21 protein-coding genes and 1 tRNA gene are annotated in these 20,994 nt (G+C 42.6%); 8 read left to right on the forward strand and 14 right to left on the reverse strand.

The features are described 5' to 3' along the window. The first annotated feature begins 7 nt into the window (after window positions 1-7). On the forward strand, window positions 8-862 hold the full coding sequence (locus tag AC5JM2_RS31510; protein ID WP_495839407.1) for an FAD-binding domain-containing protein: 855 nt from the start codon (window positions 8-10) through the stop codon (window positions 860-862). A gap of 150 nt (window positions 863-1,012) precedes the next feature. On the opposite strand, the gene coaE is transcribed toward AC5JM2_RS31510, so the two are convergent. The 3 genes from coaE to AC5JM2_RS31525 form a co-directional block, all read right to left on the reverse strand. Further along, window positions 1,013-1,603, reverse strand: a complete 591-nt coding sequence (gene coaE / locus AC5JM2_RS31515) for a dephospho-CoA kinase (RefSeq protein ID WP_495839409.1) — start codon at window positions 1,601-1,603, stop codon at window positions 1,013-1,015. A 98-nt stretch (window positions 1,604-1,701) separates the two neighbouring features. Beyond that, entirely contained in the window at window positions 1,702-3,318 is a 1,617-nt protein-coding gene (gene cobA / locus AC5JM2_RS31520) for a uroporphyrinogen-III C-methyltransferase (protein WP_495839411.1), read from the reverse strand. 3 nt (window positions 3,319-3,321) lie between these two features. Then, window positions 3,322-3,789: a tetratricopeptide repeat protein gene (locus tag AC5JM2_RS31525; RefSeq protein ID WP_495839413.1), complete on the reverse strand. Its 468-nt coding sequence runs from the start codon at window positions 3,787-3,789 to the stop codon at window positions 3,322-3,324. Window positions 3,790-4,638: 849 nt separating this feature from the next. On the opposite strand from AC5JM2_RS31525, the gene AC5JM2_RS31530 reads away from it, so the two are divergent. Together AC5JM2_RS31530 and AC5JM2_RS31535 are read left to right on the forward strand one after the other, a co-directional pair. Next, window positions 4,639-4,875: a hypothetical protein gene (locus AC5JM2_RS31530; RefSeq protein ID WP_495839415.1), complete on the forward strand. Its 237-nt coding sequence runs from the start codon at window positions 4,639-4,641 to the stop codon at window positions 4,873-4,875. Continuing rightward, entirely contained in the window at window positions 4,872-5,273 is a 402-nt protein-coding gene (locus AC5JM2_RS31535; RefSeq protein WP_495839417.1) for a type II toxin-antitoxin system VapC family toxin, read from the forward strand. Before AC5JM2_RS31530 ends, AC5JM2_RS31535 begins: the two co-directional genes overlap by 4 nt. 114 nt (window positions 5,274-5,387) lie before the next feature. On the opposite strand, the gene AC5JM2_RS31540 is transcribed toward AC5JM2_RS31535, so the two are convergent. The 3 genes from AC5JM2_RS31540 to queA all read right to left on the reverse strand — a co-directional run bounded on the left by AC5JM2_RS31540 (window position 5,388) and on the right by queA (window position 8,537). Further along, a complete protein-coding gene (locus AC5JM2_RS31540) occupies window positions 5,388-6,314 on the reverse strand; it encodes a homogentisate phytyltransferase (RefSeq protein WP_495839419.1) in 927 nt (308 codons plus the stop codon). Between the two features lie 30 nt (window positions 6,315-6,344). After that, window positions 6,345-7,187, reverse strand: coding sequence for a methyltransferase domain-containing protein (locus AC5JM2_RS31545; protein WP_495839421.1), 843 nt, complete (start codon window positions 7,185-7,187; stop codon window positions 6,345-6,347). Between the two features lie 189 nt (window positions 7,188-7,376). Further along, window positions 7,377-8,537 carry a tRNA preQ1(34) S-adenosylmethionine ribosyltransferase-isomerase QueA gene (queA, locus tag AC5JM2_RS31550; protein ID WP_495839423.1) on the reverse strand — a complete coding sequence of 387 codons (1,161 nt, stop codon included), beginning with the start codon at window positions 8,535-8,537 and terminating at the stop codon, window positions 7,377-7,379. A gap of 234 nt (window positions 8,538-8,771) precedes the next feature. Between queA and AC5JM2_RS31555 the strand changes: the two genes are divergently transcribed. Further along, window positions 8,772-9,161 (forward strand): hypothetical protein, encoded by a 390-nt coding sequence (locus tag AC5JM2_RS31555; protein ID WP_495839425.1) that lies wholly within the window; start codon window positions 8,772-8,774, stop codon window positions 9,159-9,161. A gap of 40 nt (window positions 9,162-9,201) precedes the next feature. Here AC5JM2_RS31555 and AC5JM2_RS31560 read toward each other — a convergent pair whose 3' ends face one another. Continuing rightward, window positions 9,202-9,762 (reverse strand): YraN family protein, encoded by a 561-nt coding sequence (locus tag AC5JM2_RS31560; RefSeq protein ID WP_495839427.1) that lies wholly within the window; start codon window positions 9,760-9,762, stop codon window positions 9,202-9,204. Between the two features lie 14 nt (window positions 9,763-9,776). Here AC5JM2_RS31560 and AC5JM2_RS31565 point away from each other — a divergent pair, with 14 nt between their 5' ends. Continuing rightward, window positions 9,777-10,292 (forward strand): pentapeptide repeat-containing protein, encoded by a 516-nt coding sequence (locus AC5JM2_RS31565; protein ID WP_495839429.1) that lies wholly within the window; start codon window positions 9,777-9,779, stop codon window positions 10,290-10,292. 68 nt (window positions 10,293-10,360) lie between these two features. On the opposite strand, the gene AC5JM2_RS31570 is transcribed toward AC5JM2_RS31565, so the two are convergent. Continuing rightward, the gene (locus AC5JM2_RS31570) at window positions 10,361-10,777 is read right to left on the reverse strand and encodes a heavy metal-responsive transcriptional regulator (protein ID WP_495839431.1); all 417 of its coding nucleotides are present in this window, start codon (window positions 10,775-10,777) and stop codon (window positions 10,361-10,363) included. A 1,479-nt stretch (window positions 10,778-12,256) separates the two neighbouring features. Between AC5JM2_RS31570 and AC5JM2_RS31575 the strand changes: the two genes are divergently transcribed. Beyond that, the gene (locus AC5JM2_RS31575; protein WP_495839433.1) at window positions 12,257-12,628 is read left to right on the forward strand and encodes a hypothetical protein; all 372 of its coding nucleotides are present in this window, start codon (window positions 12,257-12,259) and stop codon (window positions 12,626-12,628) included. Between the two features lie 99 nt (window positions 12,629-12,727). On the opposite strand, the gene AC5JM2_RS31580 is transcribed toward AC5JM2_RS31575, so the two are convergent. The 6 genes from AC5JM2_RS31580 to AC5JM2_RS31605 all read right to left on the reverse strand — a co-directional run bounded on the left by AC5JM2_RS31580 (window position 12,728) and on the right by AC5JM2_RS31605 (window position 19,272). After that, window positions 12,728-15,406 (reverse strand): DEAD/DEAH box helicase, encoded by a 2,679-nt coding sequence (locus tag AC5JM2_RS31580; protein WP_495839435.1) that lies wholly within the window; start codon window positions 15,404-15,406, stop codon window positions 12,728-12,730. A gap of 336 nt (window positions 15,407-15,742) precedes the next feature. Next, window positions 15,743-16,555: a pyrroline-5-carboxylate reductase gene (proC, locus tag AC5JM2_RS31585; protein ID WP_210612819.1), complete on the reverse strand. Its 813-nt coding sequence runs from the start codon at window positions 16,553-16,555 to the stop codon at window positions 15,743-15,745. Window positions 16,556-16,655: 100 nt separating this feature from the next. After that, a complete protein-coding gene (locus AC5JM2_RS31590) occupies window positions 16,656-17,252 on the reverse strand; it encodes a cell division protein SepF (RefSeq protein WP_495839437.1) in 597 nt (198 codons plus the stop codon). Between the two features lie 417 nt (window positions 17,253-17,669). Then, window positions 17,670-18,341, reverse strand: coding sequence for a YggS family pyridoxal phosphate-dependent enzyme (locus AC5JM2_RS31595; protein WP_495839439.1), 672 nt, complete (start codon window positions 18,339-18,341; stop codon window positions 17,670-17,672). Then, window positions 18,338-18,616 carry a transcriptional coactivator PipX gene (gene pipX / locus AC5JM2_RS31600; protein WP_495839441.1) on the reverse strand — a complete coding sequence of 93 codons (279 nt, stop codon included), beginning with the start codon at window positions 18,614-18,616 and terminating at the stop codon, window positions 18,338-18,340. The genes AC5JM2_RS31595 and pipX overlap by 4 nt, the downstream gene beginning before the upstream one ends. A 284-nt stretch (window positions 18,617-18,900) precedes the next feature. Further along, window positions 18,901-19,272 carry a chorismate-binding protein gene (locus AC5JM2_RS31605; protein WP_495839443.1) on the reverse strand — a complete coding sequence of 124 codons (372 nt, stop codon included), beginning with the start codon at window positions 19,270-19,272 and terminating at the stop codon, window positions 18,901-18,903. A gap of 254 nt (window positions 19,273-19,526) precedes the next feature. Between AC5JM2_RS31605 and AC5JM2_RS31610 the strand changes: the two genes are divergently transcribed. After that, a tRNA-Val gene (locus AC5JM2_RS31610) sits at window positions 19,527-19,598 on the forward strand. A gap of 260 nt (window positions 19,599-19,858) precedes the next feature. Next, the gene (locus AC5JM2_RS31615; protein ID WP_495839445.1) at window positions 19,859-20,749 is read left to right on the forward strand and encodes a phosphate/phosphite/phosphonate ABC transporter substrate-binding protein; all 891 of its coding nucleotides are present in this window, start codon (window positions 19,859-19,861) and stop codon (window positions 20,747-20,749) included. The last annotated feature ends 245 nt before the right edge of the window (window positions 20,750-20,994 follow it).

Raw genomic sequence — 20,994 nt, forward strand, 5'->3', positions numbered from 1 at the left:
CCTAGAAATGACTAAAGATATGCGACGCGACTTTGCCAACCGCGATGAGTTGGTAGACTACCTCCGCGAACAATTTCCCAAAGCCACAGAACAGGATGATCACATCAGCGAAACTGTGGGTGGACGCAAAGCTGCTGTTGAGGCACTACAAAAAGTAGATCCTGCACGCTACGCGAAAACACGTAACTTTTTCACAGGTGCGGTGACGCGGTTATCTCCTTATATTCGTTATGGCGTCCTTAGCTTGCGAGAAATTCGGGATGATGTCCTTGGGCGCGTCAAACACCAAGACGATGCAACTAAACTCGTTAATGAGTTGGGTTGGCGTGACTACTGGCAAAGATTATATGTGAAGCTAGGAGATAAGATCTGGAAAGACGAAGAAGAATACAAAACTGGCTACACTATCGCTGAATATGCCCCAAAATTACCTGATGATATCAAACAAGGCACCACAGGACGAGTGTGCATCGACAGCTTCAGTCAGGATTTACGAGAAACTGGATACTTGCACAATCATGCACGGATGTGGATGGCAGCTTACATCATCCATTGGCGACGCATTCGTTGGCAAGCGGGGGCAAAGTGGTTTCTGGAACATCTTTTAGATGGTGATCCTGCAAGCAATAATATGTCATGGCAGTGGGTAGCCAGCACTTTTAGCCACAAACCTTATTTTTTCAACCGCGAAAATCTGGAACGCTACACCGAAGGCGTTTATTGTCGAAAATGTCCTTTGTATGGAAAGTGTGACTTTGAAGGAAGTTATGAAGAACTAGAAACGCGGCTGTTTCCTAAAGGGGAATTTACGAAACAACCTAACAGCCAAAGTTGGCAAAAAGGAAAGAAAAGTAAAAGGTAAGTAGCTCAACCGAAAAAAACTTAAAATAGAAATTCTGCGATTGCTACCCTGCGGGAAGCCCCCTCCGGGGTCTACGTTTCACTTCGTTTCACTCGCAATGACATTTTACATTTAATTAAGTTGAGCTACTTAAAACGAAAATTGTCACAGTTACAAAATCTTTGAAATGGCTGTATCTATCTGTTTCAACAGCACTTCAAGAGTGGAAGAATTATCCAAGACAACATCAGCATGGGCTACTTTTTCTGCTATTGACATTTGACTTGTGATACGGGCTTGTGCTTGCTCTAAAGTTAAATGATTCCGCTGCATTAATCTTTGCAGTTGCAGTTGTTCTGAACAACTGACTACCCAAATTTCTGTGACTAAATCGGTCATTTGGGCTTCAAATAGCAAAGGGATAACTAGTACCAATGTTTGTGCAGGTGAGAGGGTGATTTCTTTGAGAAAGCGATCGCCCACATCAGGATGAATTAAACCCTCTACCCAGATGCGTTCTTGTTGATTGTTAAAAATAATCTCACCCAGCTTTTGGCGGTTGAGGTTACCGTCTGCGAGTAAAATTTCTTCTCCATAGCGTTGAGCAATTTCTTGTAAAATGGGTGAACCGACAGATACAGCTTCTCTGGCATAGATATCTGCATCTAAAATCGGCAAATTGTAAGCACTAGCCAAATAATTGGCAACAGTTGTTTTACCTGTCGCAATTCCTCCAGTTAACCCGATGATGCGTTTAGTCATGAGTTATTTTTAGTTTTTTGAATATGAAACCGCAGATGCACGAGTTTTGGACGCAGATAAATTATCTCTGTGCAAAGCTTGTACATCCGCAGTTCTGATTATGAATTTGTTGCCCATTTTATCAGTGCTTGAGTCAATCCATCTAAGGTATATTCCTCAGCTTCCACATCCACACGTCCAAATATGGAATGACAAGTTTTAGAAGTTTGGGGACCAATCGAAGCAATACAAACTCCTTCCAACGCATCAGTCACCAAAGATGGATTGTTTTGAGAGTCTTCAGAGAATATCTTTTGTGCGAGTTGATGGAAAAATTGCACAGTTTTGGAACTAGCAAAGGTAATAACATCTACAGTTCCACTTTCAAGGGCTAACTCTGCTGAGGGAGGAACACTTTTGGGACAGCAAGATTGATAAGCCGCCACTTCTATCACTTCTGCGCCTTTGGCTGTGAATTGTTGGACTAAAATTTCCCGTCCGCCGCTTTCTACTCTAGGAAACAAAACCTTTTTACCTGTGAGTTCTTCTGGAAAGTTTTCCACCAAAGAATCTGCAACAAAGTTAGGAGGAATAAAATCTGGTTGTAGACTGTGTTGATTGAGACGTTGAGCCGTTTTCTCACCAACAACGGCAATTTTGATTTTAGATAAAGCACGAGCATCTTTACCCTGTGCGAAGAGTCTTTCAAAGAAATAGCCTACACCATTGGTGGAAGTGAGAATTAACCAGTGGAACTCAGATATCTGGGCGATCGCATGATCCAAACCCTCCCAACTTGAAGGCGGACCAATTTCCAATGTTGGCATTTCAATGACATTTGCGCCAAATGAGGTGAGAGTTTGGGTAAACTGGTTTGAGTGTCCAGCTGCTCGTGTCACTACAATTGTTTTACCAGTCAGGGGGCGTGAAGAGGAGAAGAGGGGTAGATTGCTGTGCATGGTTTGGGTGTGCGAAGTGTCAGCGACTGAAGAATTCTCTAATGATATTTTCTCAGGTTGCAGATAACTACGTAGCCCCACAACTTCACCAATCACAATCACCGCTGGCGACAACGATACACCGGATGTTTGCTCAAGTATATTTTCTAAAGTGCCTGTCCAGATTGTTTGTTGAGGTGTTCCTGCCCATCTGATAATGGCTATGGGAGTTAAGCGCGATCGCCCTTGTCGCACGAGCCGGTGTAAAATATCTCCTAGATGCTGTCCTCCCATTAAAATAACTAATGTCTCTAACCGTGATAGCGCCTCCCAATCCAAAGCATCTGGATCATGAGCAGTAAACACAGCAAAACATCGACTCATAACTGGATCGGTGAGAGGTATTCCCGTCAGCAACGGTGCGGCTATTGCTGAGGAGATTCCTGGGATAACTTCAAACTCACAACCAGCTGCTTTCAACGCCTCAATTTCAGAACTACAGCGACCAAAAATAAATGGATCACCAGACTTGAGGCGAATAACTTGCTTTCTCTGCTGACAATACTTTACCATTAACTGGTTGATTTCAGCTTGCGGTGTACTCGGTTGACCACCACGCTTCCCCACATTCAGCTTTAAGCAATCAGGCGGTACACATTGCAACAACTCAGGATCTACCAGAGCATCGTAAACCAAAACCTCAGCACTTGATAACAGCCTGTAAGCCTTGAGCGTTAGATATTCTATATTTCCAGGTCCAGCACCTACAATGTAGACTTTGCCCCTTTGTTCAGCCATGAGTTAGGAATTATTCTTAGTCATTTTTTGAAGAATACGATTAATTTGCTCTGCTTTTTCTGGTTGACGCTGTGCTTGGCTTAAATCTCTCGCTTTTTGCAGAGTTGCAATTGCATCCTCTTTCTTTTCTTGTTGCATTAAAACATTTGACAGACGCAAATAAGCATCAACTTTTTTTGGAGCACGCTCAATCACTTCTTGAAACTGTTGTTTTGCTTCTTCTATTTTACCTTGCTGTATCAAAGTATCTCCTAGCAGCAAGTGAACAACATCATTAGTAGAGTTTAGAGCAATGACTTGACGAAAAGCTGCTTCAGCACTTTTGTAATCTTCTTGCTGATAGAGATTGATTGCTTTTTGAAAAACATTTGAGGTGATCAAAGTTTTCCAGGAGAAATAACCCAGGAGCACAATACTAGAAATAACAGCAGTTATTGCAATAATAGATATTGGTTGAAAGTTGTCAAACATAGTTCATATATAAAAGATAATTTTTGGCAAAAACTTGTATTTATACCAATTCTCCATGATAGCTTGCGTGGCCTAGCCATAGATGCACTTAATATTTATTAGACGAACCGCCTTAGCGCAGCGTGTCCGCAGGACATAGACGAGCCAGTGCGTTGGGGAGGACAGTGCCGTGGGCGGTGAGACCAGTGCTGCGGGAGGGTTTCCCGACAGCCAGGCATCTGGCGTTAGCGCAGCGAGACCGGAGGTCTTCCCCGAAGGGGTTTCCCGACTTGAGGCACCTGTCCGTTGAGCCAGTACTTGATGAGTGTCTCCCTCCGTAAATATCTGGTGAGACCAGTGCTTGATGAGGGTTTCCCGACCTAGGCATCTGGTGAGACAGCGCGAATGACGGCTCTCCCGACCTAGGCGACTGCGCTCTTCGCAGCGGAACCGGAGGTTCTCCCCGATAGCCGTAAGGCGTGGCGTTAGCCATAGGGCGAACCCGAAGGGCGTCCGGCTCCGCCGACTTGAAGCACCTGGCGTGCCAAGAACACCAAGAATGAAAGAGTAAGTATTAAGTGCAAGTTTACAGAGAATTGGTATTAGGATTTAGAAGCACAGATTAACATAGATTAACACAGATGAATTATCTGTGTGACTAGTTAAACCAAAAGACTCAAGCCCTGCTGTTTTGGCGATAATTCAGAGGCTTTAGCTTGTGCGTATCGCACGCAGCAATTACCTCAGGCGAAGCTCCCAAAGGGAGCTGCTCTCATGCGATCGCGTTACCCTTACAAAAATCTCATATCATTTGTTAAATACTACAAACAAGAGCGATCGCGCATGAGTGCAGAACAATAGTTAATAGAAATGTGGCGCTTCCTTCCCCCAGATAAACAACAACAAGTTTTAGAATTTGTGGAATTTCTCCACCTCAAAACAGTAAATCCGCAAATAGTAACTCGTGGGACTAAAACTGAGTTAGGGGAAAAGTTACGGCAAATCCGTGCCAAAATTGTTGCTTCTGGTGAACCATTACTCAGTCAAGATGAGATTGAAAAAGAGATGGCTAGTCGGCGAGGTGGCTTACAGGATACAGGTGAATGAAGATAACTTTTATTGATGCTGGGGTACTAGTTACTACAGCGCGTGGTGTGGGGGAAATATCCGAAAAAGCTTTAAATGTTTTAACAGATTCTGAACGCGAGTTTGCCTCAAGTGTATTTATTAAGTTAGAGGTACTTCCCAAAGCTATTTACAATCGCCAAACAGAAGAAGCAGATTTTTACGAAATATTTTTTAGTGCAGTCACTTATTGGCCTAGGGATTTGGAACAGATAATACAAGATGCTCATAACACTGCGTGTCAGTATGGTTTAGCAGCAATGGATGCACTACATATAGCAGCAGCACTTTCGGTTGGTTCTTCTGAATTTGTGACAACAGAAAAACCGACAAAACCGATGTTCCGGGTAACAGGTATTAAAGTAATTTCTATTTTTTGATTAGTGATAAGTAGATGGGTGTCAATAAACAGAATATCAATTCCTGTTTAATTATATCCACCTACTTACCTCACTTTTCTTAATTGGACTGTTCGTAATATTTTCTTGAAATCTTCAAGCCAAAAGACAAGCTATAGGGAAAATCAGATACTCCAAGAAAAACAATTTCCAGATGAACTGATAAAAACGAGCAATTTCACTTTTCTCTTGCAAATCAACTTGTCTACTCCGCCACCACATCAAAACTAGCGCGACGAGATGAGTCACCACCAAAAAAACAGAATTAACCTCAGCCAGCCGCAACACACCAACTCCAATCATCCCCAAATAGCAAACAGTGATCACCCAAAGAGCAAGATTGAAAACCGCTTGCTTACCAATTTGGAGAGTCAAAGTTTTGATATTGTACAGTAAGTCACCTTCCATATCAGGGACATCTTTGAAGATGGCGATCGCAAAAGTAAAAACCAAAACAAACAGCGTCAACACCCATACCGCAGGTGTAATTGACGAACTGTGTTCAAACACCCAAGTATAGTGCAAAAACAGCCCTAAATTCACAATCGCCCCGCGCACTGAAAAAATACACACCGCCGCCCAAAACGGAAATCTTTTCAAACGAATAGGTGGTAAAGAATAAGCAGTACCAATCGCCAAACTAATAGCCACCATTCCCAACAAAAATGGTCCTTGAAGCCACGCAACAACCAGCGCCAAAACACCAGTAATAGCTACAATCAATTTGCCCGTTGTTAACGAAAACTCCCCAGCAGCAACAGGCAAATGAGGCTTATTAATCTTGTCAATTGCCACATCCTCAAGTTGATTCAGCCCCACAATGTAGATATTGCCACACAAACAGGCAACCCATGCACCTAAAAGAGGGAATAAAGAATAAGTGCGTTGGCTAACAGCAACAGCAATCAAATACAACCCCAACACACTCAAACTCGTGCCAATAATTGTATGTGGACGCGAAAACTTCCAAAAACTATAAAACCAACTACCCTGAAACTCTGTTGTTGATGAAACCTGACTCATTGTTTGCTCTCTCTGCGCCTCTGCGGTTCGTTACTTCTTCCCACACAACAATCCAAATCGAATCAACCCGCGTTCATAACCCCGACTCATCAGCCACAACGACAGCGCAGCTTGAATTGTACCCCAACCCGAACACAGCAAACCCCAAATCGCCATTGGAGAAAACGCTGAATCAATCACAACATCCCAAAAAGGAGCAACAGCCTTCGACCAATCAGCAGTCCGAATATTTTGTAACCCCAACTGACGAGCAATAACCTCATACTCAGGCAAAGATATCACATAAGGCAAACAGTACACACGATAAATCTCTGCTAAATGCTTCTGTTCATCCGCCGTCAGGGGTACATTATCAATTGGTCGATGACACCAAGTCACCATAATCAACGTTCCACCGGGTTTGAGCACACGATAGCACTCTTGCAAGAACTTGCTCTTATCCGGCATATGCTCACCAGATTCTAGTGACCATACTAAATCAAAAGAGTTATCAGTAAAAGGCATTGCTTGAGCGTCAGCCACTTGAAAATGACTTCTTGCACTCAACCCAAACTCAGAAGCGCGTTTTGTCGCTCTTGCAGCTTGTACTGGACTCAGAGTAATTCCTGTTGTTCTGGCATTAAATTTTCCTGCCAAATACAGAGAACTCCCACCAATTCCACAACCGACATCCAAAATGTTCTCAGCTTGTTGGACTCCTGTCCAGTTGACGACTTCTTCAATTAAATCAATTTGCGCCTGACGACGATCTTTTTTCTGTGTACCATCTGCACCGTAGTAACCGTGGTGCATATGTTCGCCCCAAATCTGTTCCCACAGACTGGAGGAAGCATCGTAAAACTGCTGAATTTGCTGGTAAAGTGTTGCACTCATGGAAAAAGCGGTGTTAAGAGAAAGCAGAACCCAAATAAATCATATATCTGGTAGCCTACCATGTGTTTTTAATTTAATCAGGGTGTTTTCTCTTCTAGAGAAACAGGACGCGCTTCACCCTAATCCCAACTCCGGTACCTCTTTTTTCCCTTACACCCTTACACCCCTACACCCGTTCCCTGTTCCCTGTTAAGCGTTGCCTATTGTCGCTTCTGGCAAAATTAACATGGCATCACCAAAAGAATAAAAGCGATATTGAGATGATATCGCTTGCTGATATATATTTAACAAACGTTGCCGACCAATTAAAGCACTCACCAACATGAGTAAGCTAGAACGCGGTAGGTGAAAATTGGTAATTAAACCATCTACAACTCGCCATTGGTAGCCGGGGTAGATAAACAAATCGGTTTTGCCAGAAAATGGTTGCAACTCACCTTTGGCTGCAGCTCCTTCTAATGCGCGTGCTACTGTTGTACCTACAGCAATAATTCGACCACCAGATGCTTGAGTTGCACGGATTTGCTCTACCGTGGAGGAAGGTACTGAGATCCATTCTTCATGCATTTTATGGGTTTTTACGTCCTCCACTTCTACAGGGCGAAATGTTCCTACGCCAACGTGTAATGTGACAAATGCTTGATGAATTCCGCCATCGCCCAACCTCTGTAGTAATTCTGGCGTAAAGTGAAGCCCTGCTGTCGGAGCTGCTACTGCTCCTGGAACTTTAGCATAAACTGTCTGATACTGTTCGCCAAGGGCATCAGATGCAGTAATGTAAGGTGGTAGAGGAACTTCACCAAATACATCCAACAGCTGTACTAAAGACATCCCCTCTGGTAAATTGAATTGCAAAAGACGCCCTCCAGTCGCCTCGTCTGTTTCTAAGACTGTCGCAGTGAGGGAGGATGGGGAAGATGAGGAATTTGCCCTTGCTTCAAAAATAATCTTCGCTCCCCGTGTGAAACGTTTTCCTGGCTTGACTAAGGCTAACCAACAATTATGGTGGCGTTCTTCCAACAACAATACTTCTATTTCCGCACCAGTAGATTTACGACCATACAAACGTGCTGAATAAACTTTAGTATTATTCATTACCAGTAAATCACCAGGTTTGAGATGTTCTAGCAAATTTCGGAAAATACAGTTTAGAGGTGCTGTTTCTATACCAGTGCTAAGTGAATTTACTACCAAAAGCTTGGAATGATCTCTGGGAACCACTGGGTTTTGGGCTATGAGTTCTTGAGGTAATTCATAGTCATATCCAGTTAAGGAACGATCTAATTCCAAGTCTTCCTTCTGAGGACTAGATATTGGGTTTAAATTGGTTTTTGCTGGTTGTTGTTGCATTTATATTTTGACTGTCTTAAAACTTGTTTTGGCTTTTTTTATAGGCAATTCCGTGATCCCCACGGATTCTCCTTCCATAACTTTGCCGTGAATCTAATTAAATAACACGGAAGCACCTGTATGAAAATTGGGTAAACCTCCCTATCTAAAAACGGGGGCTTTTACCCTAGCCAGCACTAGGGTCTTTATACAGATAATAAAAAAGTAGGATTGGCTTTGATCCCAAACATACCTATGGAATACTTGTATTACCTGGCAAATGCCAGTCTAACTCTAAGAGTTGTTCAATTCTTGCACGGTAAACCCCAAATACCTGTTTCGTTCGTCACCGTCATTCATCAGATTGATGGTTGGGTGGTTAGAGTAAAACTAAGACGTCACGTCTCACCTCAAGAAGATGGGGATATTCGGGCTTTCCTCAGTGAATTAGGAATTAGCTACGAGCCAAAAATGCGAGTACAAATGGCGTTTTGGAGTTTGGAAGCAGGACAGTGTGCAGTTGACGTGATGCGTCGCTACCAGGTAGCGATCGTCTCTCATGGTAACCCAGAAAAAGAGGAAATAGAGGCGTTCCGGCAACAGTTTGTCAGAGGTTTGGGCTATTGTCCAGAAACACTGGCGTGATGCCTTTGACTTATATTACCTGTTATATGACAATATAGGTTTAAGTATCAAAAGCTGCTGGAATATATTCTTCTAGCATCAACAAATATCCATCTACTGATAAAGTGGCTATAGCTTCTTCATAAATTGTAACCGCAGCTAACCCTTGTGATATTTGTTGACAGTAGACAATAGCAACATCAAATTGACAAGGGTAGTCTGCCTTTTCAGGATATTTAGCTAAGAACATTAAAGACGTTTGTTGCAGTTTTGTTTGCTTCTGTTTTGTGATGGCGTTTCTTCCCCCCGCATCCCAATTATCTCGGCTGCGGGTTTTCACTTCCACAAATGTCAGTATGGGAGATGAGGAAAGTGAAGGAGTCAAAGAGTGAAGGAGTGAGGTTTCCCTCGTTCCCTCACTCTCTGTGTTTCTCTGTGCTTTTTCTTTCTGTTTCCTTGGCTGTTGCTGTCCATCATATTGGGCAATGATATCAATTTCTCCGTTACGGTAACGCCATCGACGGTGCAAAATGACCCAACCATTGGATTGTAACCATTCAGCTACCAGGTCTTCTCCTGCGATACCTATATCGAGATAATGATATGGAGAATGGTCTGGCATTGGTAAAAAGTACAATGAGTAAGTTCAGCAATCGAATTTGGGTAAACACACTCAGTTTATTACTTTGGGTTATCATTTGCATCACTGCATCTGTTGGTTTTGCAGGTTTTGCTCCAGAAGCTTTAGCAATTGACTACAATAAAGAAACTTTGATCGGGTCTGATTTCTCAGGACGTGACTTGACAGACTCCAGCTTTAATCAAACTAACCTCCGCAACAGTGACTTTAGCCACTCTAATTTGCGCGGCGTCAGTCTGTTTTCTGCAAAACTGGAATCAGTAAATTTTGAAGCAGCTGACTTAACAAATGCTATTTTAGACTCGGCTCTTTTCACTAAGACAAATTTGACAAATGCGGTGTTGGAGGGTGCTTCTGCTGCTAACGCCAGGTTTGATCGTGCTATTATTGACGGAGCAGATTTTACTGATGTGCTGCTGCGTAAATATGAGCAAGAGAAATTGTGCAAAGTCGCCTCAGGTACGAATCCAACCACAGGACGCAACACCCGTGACACCTTATTTTGCCCGTAGCTTCAGCGACACAACAAACGGGGAGCGTGAAAACCGCTTTTCATTTTAGTCTATCTCCCTAGCGTTGTTCAATGGTTCTGAATGATGGGACAAATTGTATCTTGCGGCTTTGTTGATAAGCTGTTCCATCCGGACAGTAATCCTCTCAATTCTTCTCGCAAGGTCAATAACTGTTCAATTTGTCTATCAATATCTAATATCTTATCTTTCAGCTTGTGATGAATTTGATCACAGGCTGGTTTCCCTCCGTCATAAACTTCAAGAATTTCGCCTATTTCTTGCAAGCTTAAACCTAAACTTTGAGCACACTTAATAAAAGAAAGACGAGTCAACACATCTGATGAGAACTGACGAAAACCTCCTTCTGTTCGTCCGATAGACTGAACTAAACCCAAACTTTCGTAATAGCGAATTGTCCTAATAGGAACTCCGCTCAAAGTAGTCACCTGACCAATTAAAAACAACTTTTCATCTTGATTTAACACAGGTCTAATACCTTATCCGTAGAGTTTTCTCTTTATTTTCAGATGTAAACTAACAAGCAAAAAAAAACTTCATAAGTCAACCTTAAAAAACATAAAATACGATTCTTGCGATCGCTTTGCTACCCTTTACGTTTAATTTGGTTGATTTACTTATTAATTGCTAATTGTCAACAAAATTTTTCTATGCGTTACTAAAGTCTCTACTTAACTAGAGACTTTAGTATACCATAAGTCTCTTAACTTATATTTCGCATCTACAGGACTTACCCTAGAACAACGTAACAACCCCTGTCCCGTCCGTTCGCCGCTAGGCGTTCTTGTGGGGTAGATGACCTCATAAAAAAACTGCACTGGCAAGGGCGGACAGGTGCGCGACTGTCGGGAGACCCGCCCACGGTGAGACAGCGCTGGTCTCACCGTAAGGCGTGGCGTTAGCCATAGGGCACTGTCCTCCCCTACACCCAAAGCTATTGGTCAAACGCAATAGCAGTCTACGCAGGCGATCATTAACTAAATTTGTAGTACTGTATAGGTGAACTGCTGAGTGGTATAGCTGTGTCCTTTGGGGTGTCGGCGACAGCTCTCATTTTTTGTGTGGATATTATTTTTGCCTTACCTTTTAGAAAAAGAAGTGGCAAAGCCACTTCTGCGTAATTCCCAGGTAGAACCTAAAAAACAGTATAACTTTTATAAAAAGATGAAATGGTATGATTGTACACTTGTTAACTAATATATTTCCTTTAATTGCCTTCGTGATGTTGCTGATGTTTGAAGTGCTTGGCTAAAACAAGCAAAAAATCTGCCAGTGGAGGTATGAGATGGAAAAATCAGCTAAGCCTTATGAAAACTGTGGGTAATGAGGACGACAAACCAATCAATCACGTTCGGTGGGCGAAGGTGAGTGGGTGTGCAGGCGCAAGAGATGTATTTTAGGGTGCAAGGATGCAGAGGTAAAAAGCGGTGAAGACGTCCTTCGTCCCCCCATCTAGCTTGCACAAGATGCACAAGATGCGGGGGAGTGGTCTAATTGTATCAACCTTAAAGTGAAACGATATAACTCAACTCATTGCAGAAGATATAGTTATCCTCCGCACTAATTTGACAATCTATTGGTTCAGATTCCTAACTTCTCGCTCGAAGTCAACAATCTTATTGTTCGCGTTCATGCGTAGCGTGCCCATAGGACTTATGATTTAGGATTGTTAGATTGCTGGCTTTTGGGGAGAAAGAATCACTTTTTTAAGAGTGCTTTATAAGCATTAAAGATGAAAAGCAAAAAAAATTATGGTTATGATTATTTTGTTACTTTTAACCTGACAAAAGTTTAGCAAAAAAATCTAGCTTGTTTTCTGCTATCTCAAAAAAAAATCTTGGGTAAAAAGAATATGAAAAATTCCTGGTATTCCTGATAAAAACTCTATTGACCTGTAACAAGTAATTAGATTATCTTAGCAGTCAGTAAAATTGGTTAAAAAACCCATGAACAGAAAACTTATACTTAATTTATTGTCTAGTTCCTCTATTTTTGTCTCGCTGATGTCTACTTTGGGAGCCATTCATCCCGCACACGCTGCTGTTAACCAGGGATTAATCCACAAAAATGGTCAGACTTGTATAGCCAGTCCTCACGCTGTCAACAAGTTAGTGTGTATCAAGGATTCAGAGAGGAAGCAACAATCTCCTTCTACACCGACATCAAGCGTGACTACAGGGCAGGCTGCTAAGAATATTGCTTCGGTAGCATTTACAGAAGAAGAAAGTGATCGTGCGATTCAGTTATTTGGCTGTGACTGTCCAGCTTGTATAAACTCTTTACGCAACTTACAGGGGACTGGAAACCTCACGTATTAAGACTTTACTATTTCGCGAGGACTGCAACTTTTGAGTGAAAGTTCAGTATATTAGGACTTAGGACTTAGGACTTCAAACTCCCAATTCCTAACTCCTAACTTATCCCCCTACCTCGTTAACTGGGAACCTATCAATAAGCTGCATTGCACGATGGGCATTGCGCTGCAAGGATTGTGACAAATAGGGTACGTGGGGAATTTGCGATAATAGATCTAACGTACGACGTAAAATTCGCACCACATCACCTTCATCCAAACTCGTATTTTCACAAAGTTCTATCCACTCCATACCAAGCGCCCACTTCTCCACAAGGGCTATTAACTCAAACTCTAACCATATTGGTAAGGCTACATTATAGCGACGTTGCAGTTGGAAGATCTTGCGACGAATCCCTCGCAATTTTGATAAAGCTTCTGCCACTGCTTCACTCAAGTCAAAGCGAACCATGCTATCTGGACGTGGGGTTTCTGTCACCAAAGCTGCGATCGCCGCTGCTAAGTGGTGTGGATCTAAGTTGTCCAATTCTCCACTCTCAAGTGCTAAGCCCAGCCACAACTCATTTTCTCCTCGAATGGCTGCAGCCATTTGTCCTAATCTTGTGGGAACTAGATTATCCAGACATTGAAACTGCTGCAAAATCTCAATGAGATTGAGAAACTCTTCCCAATGACGCTGAGATTGTTGCTGTATTTGTCCCTGCATTAATTCAATTTCAGCTTCAAGTTCAACAACCTGTGTTCTGCGTTTGAAAGCACTGACAGCGTCGCCTGATTGATGTAAGGGATGAGCCTCTAATTGCTCTTGCACACCAGTGACGCGATGAAGTTGTTCTAGGACTTCTGGAGGCATAAATACAGCTTCGCTTGGCTCAGGAATTTGTTGAGTTATGATTGCGGTTTGCTCATCACCAACAAGCGACTGTCCCCGTTTCAATGGCATTTCTGCTGGTGGTAGCAACTCAGCAGGTATGTCAATTCGCGGTAGTTCTGCAAACAAATCTATAACATCAGAGGCTGTCGCTACATACCAGCGGTTATCTCGCCCCAAGCATACCAAGTAACAAGTTTGACTAGAACCTAGTGTTTTCCCTACTAACACTGCTGTTATGGGCGCAGGCATTGTGAAGTTTTTACTCTTGAGACTCAACAGTGTTCCCGACACTGCAAAGTCCAACATCATCCCCAATTCCTGTTGTCGGGCTTCCTGCGCTTGCTCTTGCAGCATTTTCAAGTTTAAGCGTTCTACTCGCAAGCGTTGCCGCAATTTTTCATAAACAGCCAGTTCTCCTTCATCAATCGCAGCGATTTGTGCTTGAAGTTGAGCAAGTTCTGTTTGTAAGTGGGTTATGTACTCGTGTTGCGGTCGCAGGTGCAAGTTTGCCAAGTACTGCCCAAAGCTGCGTTCTACCAGTTCCTTGGCTTGTTCCAAAGTGTGAGTTTGCAGCAAGTTCAGCACCATGCCGTAACTTGGTGTAAATTGACTGACTAGAGGATCGCTTTGGGATGTTGCCAAGTACGCAGCTTCTTTGGCTCCCTCAAAGGGAGTTTGCAGCGTCACAACATGACCCCGTTCATCCATTCCCCGGCGACCTGCCCGACCTGCCATTTGCAGAAATTCGGAGGCATTCAACAGGCGATGTCCACTATCAGTACGCTTAGAAAGGGTAGAAATAACCGTTGTCCGGGCTGGCATATTAATTCCAGCTGCCAAGGTTTCGGTGGCAAAGACAACTTTAATTAACCCCTGCTGAAAAAGTTCTTCAACAAGCACTTTCCACGCAGGTAAAATTCCAGCATGGTGTGCGGCTATTCCTCGGTAAAGCGGTCCAACGTGTCCAGAACGTCCGGCTTCCGGATTACGCGTTAAAAATTCGTCAATCTGCCAGCGCAATTGCTGCGCTTCTTCCGGATTAACGAGCCACATATCGCCGCCCACCTCCGCCACCGCTTTATCACATCCCCGACGACTGAAGATGAAGTAAATTGCTGGCAGCATATCTCGTTCGTGTAGCTCGCCCAGAACTTGAATCATGCTGGGGGCTTCAGCTCTGACATTAGCTTTGCTTTTGTTTTTCTCTCCTTTTTTCTTCTTTCTTAGCAGGCGCTGGTTAATTTGGGTTTTGTCATCATTCAGTAGGGGGAATAATCCTTTGATGTTACCAAAGTGAAATTCCAAAGGTACTGGGCGATGATCGGAGTATATGAGGTCAGTCGGACCATGAACTTGATTTAACCAGTCGGTTAGTTCATCACTATTAGCAACAGTTGCTGAGAGGGCTACGAGTTGAATTTCACGGGGGCAGTAGATGATCGATTCTTCCCAAACTGTTCCCCGTTGGCGATCGTTCATGTAGTGGCACTCATCCAGCACCATAGCCTCAACATCTACTAATGAAATGCCAATTTGCCCGATAGGTGTGCCATAGAGCATGTTACGGAAAATTTCTGTGGTCATTACCAGAATCGAGGCATCTCTATTAATGGAGGCATCTCCAGTTAACAGTCCAACATTGTCAAAGCCGAATTTTTCGCGAAAGTCACGTAGTTTCTGATTGGAGAGCGCTTTTAGGGGAGTGGTGTAAAATACTCTTTTCCCACGCGATAGGGCGCGATATATAGCGTATTCCCCCACCAATGTTTTGCCCGAACCTGTGGGCGCACACACAACAACGGAACGTCCGGCATTCAAGGAAGCGATCGCATCCTTCTGGAACTGATCCAATTCAAATGGAAATATCGAACTTGGTTCAAGTTCTGGAGACAGCGCAGGGTAATTCACTCAATCAAATTTGCAACCAAAACTGTTTACTATGGTAACGACTCTTTTGTCAACTTAGTTATGAGTCATTAGTGAGCCAGCGCGGTCTTGGGGAGCCAGTCGCTTGCGGGGGTTCCCCCCGCAAGCGACCTGGCGTGGTTTCCCCCATGAGCGGCTGGCGAACCCGTAAGGGTCATGGGTCATTAGTCATTAGTTTTGGATAAAAAACAAACAACTAAGTAGATAGGTAGAAATAAACAGAACTATGTTAAGAAATGTAAAACCCTCTAGAACCCTCACTAATGACTAATGACTAATGACTGCCAAAACATCGTTAACTTTATTTTAACGATCTACTTATTTTCCCAATTCTTGTGAGCGGGCTGTTGCTGCTTTGACTGCTTCAATTAAAGCTGAGCGAAACCCGGCTCGTTCTAACTGAGCTATGCCAGCAATTGTAGTACCACCTGGACTGGTGACGCGGTCTTTGAGTTCTGCCGGGTGTATTTTTGTTTCATGTAGGAGCTTGGCTGTTCCTAAGACAGTTTGCAAGGCAAGTTGATTAGCAATTGTCCTAGGTAAACCTGCTGCGACTCCTCCATCAGCAAGTGCTTCTATAGCAAGTGCTACGTATGCAGGACCCGATCCTGATAGTCCTGTCACCGCATCCATCAGGTTTTCTGAAATTTCTACGACTTCTCCCACCGCTGAAAAAAGTTTCTTGGCGGTTTCGTGGTGGTTTGCGTTGGTATAAGCCCCTGGACATATGGCGGTGATTCCTGCTCCCACAGTTGCTGGAGTATTAGGCATTGCTCGAATGACTGGCAACTGGGGAAAAGCAGCTTCCAACTGATTTAATGTTACGCCTGCCAAGATAGATATCACCAGTGGTTTTGAAACTGTATCGATGACATCTGCCAATTCTTGGGCGATCGCACTAAACACTTGAGGTTTTATTGCCAAAAATACGACTTCTGTTGTTGGTGTGAAAATCAGACGATTATCGGCTGTCACATTAACACCATATTCGTCTTCTAGAAAACCTTGGCGTGAGGTTTGTGGTTCGCTAACTAGGACTTCTGAACGTTGATAAATTTTACGAGCAATAAGGCGGGATAAGAGCGCCTCTCCCATTACCCCGCCACCAATTAAGCCGAATTTAATAGTCATTTTTCATTAGTCATAAGTCATGAGTCATGACTTATGACTCATTAGTATTAACACAAAGAACTTTCGACAAAGGACTTTGCACTAATCACTCATTTTACGTTTATTGCGCCATTCTGTTAACTTCGTTTCCCCAAGCTGGGTTTGGTCCAGTGGAACGTGAGGGACGTACTGCAGGTTGAGGTACTTCATGAATAATTCCTGACTGGGTGCTGACTTGCACACAGCTTGGTGTGAACAAAAATATACTTTCGCCTATCCGTTCTTGATGCCCATCAAGCGCGTAGGTACCACCTGCGACAAAATCTACTGCCCGTTGCGCTTGATCGGGATCCATTATTGTTAAATTTAATACTATTGACTTCCGTTCTCGCAATGCTTGAATTGCTTGAGGCATTTCTTCAAAGGTGCGTGGTTCTAGCACCAAGACTTCTGATATTCCATTAATTACTCCAGGCATACCAATCACATTGCTCATCGGCTTTGATCCTGCGGCACTTACATCTCCCATTGTAGGCACGGGTTCCCGCCAGCGTCGATTTTGAACTGGGGGTTCTTGTGCTACTGGTTGTTGAGCAGCATTTTGTTCCTGATACAGATTTTGGTAACTTTCTGTCTCTGGTTCTTCTTCATAGTACTCGTATTCTACTTGCTCGTTTAAACCGACGAAGTCTCTAAGTTTGGAAAATATATTATTCATGGTTTACGCTCCTAGGGCTATTCACTCGTAAGGATATGCCAAAAACTGATGATGAAATCAATTTTTACCCTTGTAAAGGGCAGATTTTTGCGCTGTTCTATTCATATTTGTTCTACCCACTAGGGGTTTTTGTTTGAACAAACGCGAATAGAAAGTCTGTATATGTTTTTTAGGTAACAATGAGTCAAGATTATATCTTAACCAGTCGGTTTAGGGAAGTTATTTTCCTCTGATATTATATTGACTTTTGCTTTTGTCAATACTATATCCTTTGTCACCGATTGAACCAGTGTTTCCTGAAGTTTTTTCCAACAAAGTTTTATAAAGAGTGTCGGAGCGCAAAATGTACTGCAATAAGGTATTTAATCATACTATTAAATACCTTATTATTCCGTGATTATACTTTGAAAATCAATATTAAACAGGACGCTCTCCAAACAAGATAGTTCCTAACCTTACCATTGTTGCGCCTGCTTGCACTGCCAAATTGTAATCCCCTGACATTCCCATTGAAAGGTGATGCATTTGAACATTAGACCAGTTCTGTTCTCGAATTTCTTCTGCTAATTTACTGATACTATTGAATACGTCGAGAACCTCGGAATCATTTAATCCCAAAGGTGGAATTGTCATTAACCCCTGAATTTGTAAATTTTCACATTGATCTAGAGCAGGTAAGTCAGCCAATAGTTGTGATGGACTCCAACCTGACTTGTTTGGATCAGGTCGTATTTTGACTTGCAGACAAATCTGAGGGCTGATTTTTAACTGTTGTGCCAGTTGATTTAAGCGTTGGGCAAGCTTTAAATTATCTACAGAGTGAATCCACTGAAATTGTTCAATGGCTTTTTTGGCTTTATTATTTTGCAAATGTCCAATAAAGTGCCAAGTGATGTCTGGTAAGTCCTGCAACACAGCTTGTTTGTTGGCTGCTTCTTGGATACGACTCTCGCCAAAATCTCGAATTCCTATGGCGTAAGCACACCGTATGATTTCGGCAGAGACTTGCTTGCTAACAGCAATCAACCGGACTGAATCTGGTAGAGAAGAACGAAGGGTAATAATACGTTCGCTAATGGAACTGCTCATTGGAAAGTGCGTTGGAAAACAGTCTGAAGTAGATCGTACTCCTGAGATTGCCCTGTACGACGCAGACTACGTAAGCGATTTTCAATCATCATTCTAGCTTCAGTGCGTCCAGTGGGCTGAAACTTCATACCTTTGACATCAGTTGTTACTATGAAGAATAAGCGTTGGGCATACAGTGTTGTGAACAACTCTTGGTTCTCGTCTACCATACAAATCCTATAGAGCAAACCCCAAGTTGGATGATTGATGTAAGTTTCCGAGTTGTCTAAGTTCATTTAATACTAAGGGATGAATATATATATTTTTGCAGCTGAAGAGAAACATTTTGACGACAAAGGACGCATTTCGTCAAAATTTTTGCTAAAAATGCCAAAAACCCCAAAGTTAAGAGCAAGCAGTACCTCGCCAACATAAGTAGCAGCAGGGGCTTACGCTGGAGCGCGTGCCTCCTGTGGAGGAACTTACGAATCGCACTTAGCGTGTCCCTAAGGACAATAGAAGACTCCAAACTATACCCTGCTTTGTACGTAGCTTGCCTCTCGTTAGAATGCAGCTTATGCTAACACGAAGTGCGTGCAGTGCATACGAAAGTTTTTCCCTTTGTGCATGCTAATTGCCGTTGATCACTCAATAGCTCTAAATTACAGAAGAACAAACTACGGCGCATCGGTTCTAGTTCTTCAGTCATTTCGATCCAGCAGACTTTAGGACAACCTGTGAACGTGCCAACAAAGGAACATGAGCCGAATAACTCAAGCACGTTACAATCAGATTTTAAGCTACCTTTGATGTTGCTGACAAGGTGCATAAGGTTGCTGTAATCCTCAATTATTAGCAATTCATTGACAGCAACAGTTTTCCATTCACGCGTTAAGCGTAGCTCTGCCGTAGGCAATCGCCCTAAATTATTGCGTTTCAAACTAACTAGCATGGCGGTGTTCAGCGGGTTCTTGGCTTGTGCTCATTTAAGTCTTGTGCTTTGTAATGGTGAACATGTAGAGTGATACACAAGACTTAACAACTTAAACCCCTTACTACTTTTTTGATCTTTTGGGCTTTGTGCCAAACGACTTTGGGAGACTTTGTAGGTACGGTTGTGCCACTGTAATTTCTAGAACACTAATGTCTTCATTCCATTTTTGTACCTTGGAATTGACTGTCATTTGTGCTAATCTAGACGAAATTGGGCGATTAGCACAGTGGTAGCGCACTTCCTTCACACGGAAGGGGTCACTGGTTCGAATCCAGTATCGCCCATTTCTTTAATTATATGTAAAGTTGAGGAGCGACAAGGGTGGCTTGTTCAAATCTACCACTCATGAGATTGTTTAACTAGCTATCGTTTCTAAGGATGAACCGAAACAATGTTTGTTCTTCGTCAGTTCATATTTTCAAATAGCAACACAAGCTTTATGAAAAATTAATTTTTGAGATGAATTGCTATTATGTTGTACTTGAAATAGCGATAATCAAAATGTCTCCATGTTAGATAAATTTCCGGAAATTGTCATTGAAGAATGAAAAGCATTATTTCACGATATTTTTTGTTGATTAATCTCCTGATACTTATAGGATTACTAGCAACTGGATGCAATGATAAACAACAAGACATAAACTCGGAAAAACTAACTGTCGGTGTGGTCAGCTACGGCGAAGGAGCTGTTTCTTTAGAAAAATACGAGCGCTTCAAAGACTACATAGCAAAACAAACTCAATCAATTGTAGAACTGGAACCAGCTTACAACGAATTGCAAGCTTTAGAGCAAATTCAACGCCAAAATTGGGAAATTGTTTTTGCGCCTCCTGGTTTAGCAGCAATAGCGATCGGCAAGGAACTTTATGTTCCTTTGTTCTCGATGGAGGGAACACGTGGTAGACAACGCTCTTTACTGATAGTTCGAGATGATAAACCAATAAAAACAATAGCAGACCTGGCGAATAAAACTGTTGCTTTGGAAACAGCAGGTTCTGCAGCTGGCTATTATGTTCCTCTGTACGATTTATACGGTTTAACCCTTGCTCAAATCCGTTTCGCTCCTACTCCTATAACAGTATTGCAGTGGATCAGTGAAGGTAGCGTTGATGCTGGCGCATTATCTCAAACAGATTTTGAGCTTCATCAGCGAGAGTTTAGTACAACCAAGTTTAAAATTTTACACACTAGCCGATCAATTCCTCCTGCAGTTGTTTTACTGGCACCAACTGTAGAACGGAATCAACAGCAGCAGATTCAAAAAGCAATGAGCCAAGCACCTGGAGATATCCTAGCAGATGCTGGTTACGTCCCCGCAGCCAAAGTACCTAGTTACGAGCAGTTTATTAAATTAGTAGATAAAGTCAGACCTCTAGAAGAGCAAGTCAAGAAAACACCCGCCGTTTTACTTAATCAACAATCTACCACTCCATAAGTACCGCAAGGCGGAATTAAAAATTAAAAATTAAAAATTAAAACAGGTATACAGCGTAAGCTTTTCATTTATTTTGGATGGGTGCTTTCCTTCCGCCATGACGTAATAGAGGGTTGGGAAACAAGTGATTAACAAAAGACGACTTCAGAAAAATTCATAAAACTTAATCATTGTTTCGCGTTTTTTTGGAAAAATCTGCTGATATCTTAATTAAGCTCTCACCCGGTTGGAGTGAGGAGTAATCA

It is taken from the genome of Brasilonema angustatum, assembly GCF_059505445.1.

What these genes read in the sequence shown, in the direction of transcription:
- AC5JM2_RS31535 (WP_495839417.1), top strand. Translation starts at nt 4,872, where the DNA reads ATGAAGATAACTTTTATTGATGCTGGGGTACTAGTTACTACAGCGCGT.
- queA (WP_495839423.1), bottom strand. Translation starts at nt 8,537, where the DNA reads ATGCAACAACAACCAGCAAAAACCAATTTAAACCCAATATCTAGTCCT.
- AC5JM2_RS31530 (WP_495839415.1), top strand. Translation starts at nt 4,639, where the DNA reads ATGTGGCGCTTCCTTCCCCCAGATAAACAACAACAAGTTTTAGAATTT.
- AC5JM2_RS31560 (WP_495839427.1), bottom strand. Translation starts at nt 9,762, where the DNA reads ATGCCAGACCATTCTCCATATCATTATCTCGATATAGGTATCGCAGGA.
- AC5JM2_RS31605 (WP_495839443.1), bottom strand. Translation starts at nt 19,272, where the DNA reads ATGCTAGTTAGTTTGAAACGCAATAATTTAGGGCGATTGCCTACGGCA.
- AC5JM2_RS31595 (WP_495839439.1), bottom strand. Translation starts at nt 18,341, where the DNA reads ATGAGCAGTTCCATTAGCGAACGTATTATTACCCTTCGTTCTTCTCTA.
- AC5JM2_RS31615 (WP_495839445.1), top strand. Translation starts at nt 19,859, where the DNA reads ATGAAAAGCATTATTTCACGATATTTTTTGTTGATTAATCTCCTGATA.
- AC5JM2_RS31510 (WP_495839407.1), top strand. Translation starts at nt 8, where the DNA reads ATGACTAAAGATATGCGACGCGACTTTGCCAACCGCGATGAGTTGGTA.
- AC5JM2_RS31540 (WP_495839419.1), bottom strand. Translation starts at nt 6,314, where the DNA reads ATGAGTCAGGTTTCATCAACAACAGAGTTTCAGGGTAGTTGGTTTTAT.
- AC5JM2_RS31525 (WP_495839413.1), bottom strand. Translation starts at nt 3,789, where the DNA reads ATGTTTGACAACTTTCAACCAATATCTATTATTGCAATAACTGCTGTT.
- AC5JM2_RS31590 (WP_495839437.1), bottom strand. Translation starts at nt 17,252, where the DNA reads ATGAATAATATATTTTCCAAACTTAGAGACTTCGTCGGTTTAAACGAG.
- proC (WP_210612819.1), bottom strand. Translation starts at nt 16,555, where the DNA reads ATGACTATTAAATTCGGCTTAATTGGTGGCGGGGTAATGGGAGAGGCG.
- AC5JM2_RS31555 (WP_495839425.1), top strand. Translation starts at nt 8,772, where the DNA reads ATGGAATACTTGTATTACCTGGCAAATGCCAGTCTAACTCTAAGAGTT.
- AC5JM2_RS31545 (WP_495839421.1), bottom strand. Translation starts at nt 7,187, where the DNA reads ATGAGTGCAACACTTTACCAGCAAATTCAGCAGTTTTACGATGCTTCC.
- AC5JM2_RS31575 (WP_495839433.1), top strand. Translation starts at nt 12,257, where the DNA reads ATGAACAGAAAACTTATACTTAATTTATTGTCTAGTTCCTCTATTTTT.
- pipX (WP_495839441.1), bottom strand. Translation starts at nt 18,616, where the DNA reads ATGAACTTAGACAACTCGGAAACTTACATCAATCATCCAACTTGGGGT.
- coaE (WP_495839409.1), bottom strand. Translation starts at nt 1,603, where the DNA reads ATGACTAAACGCATCATCGGGTTAACTGGAGGAATTGCGACAGGTAAA.
- AC5JM2_RS31565 (WP_495839429.1), top strand. Translation starts at nt 9,777, where the DNA reads ATGAGTAAGTTCAGCAATCGAATTTGGGTAAACACACTCAGTTTATTA.
- cobA (WP_495839411.1), bottom strand. Translation starts at nt 3,318, where the DNA reads ATGGCTGAACAAAGGGGCAAAGTCTACATTGTAGGTGCTGGACCTGGA.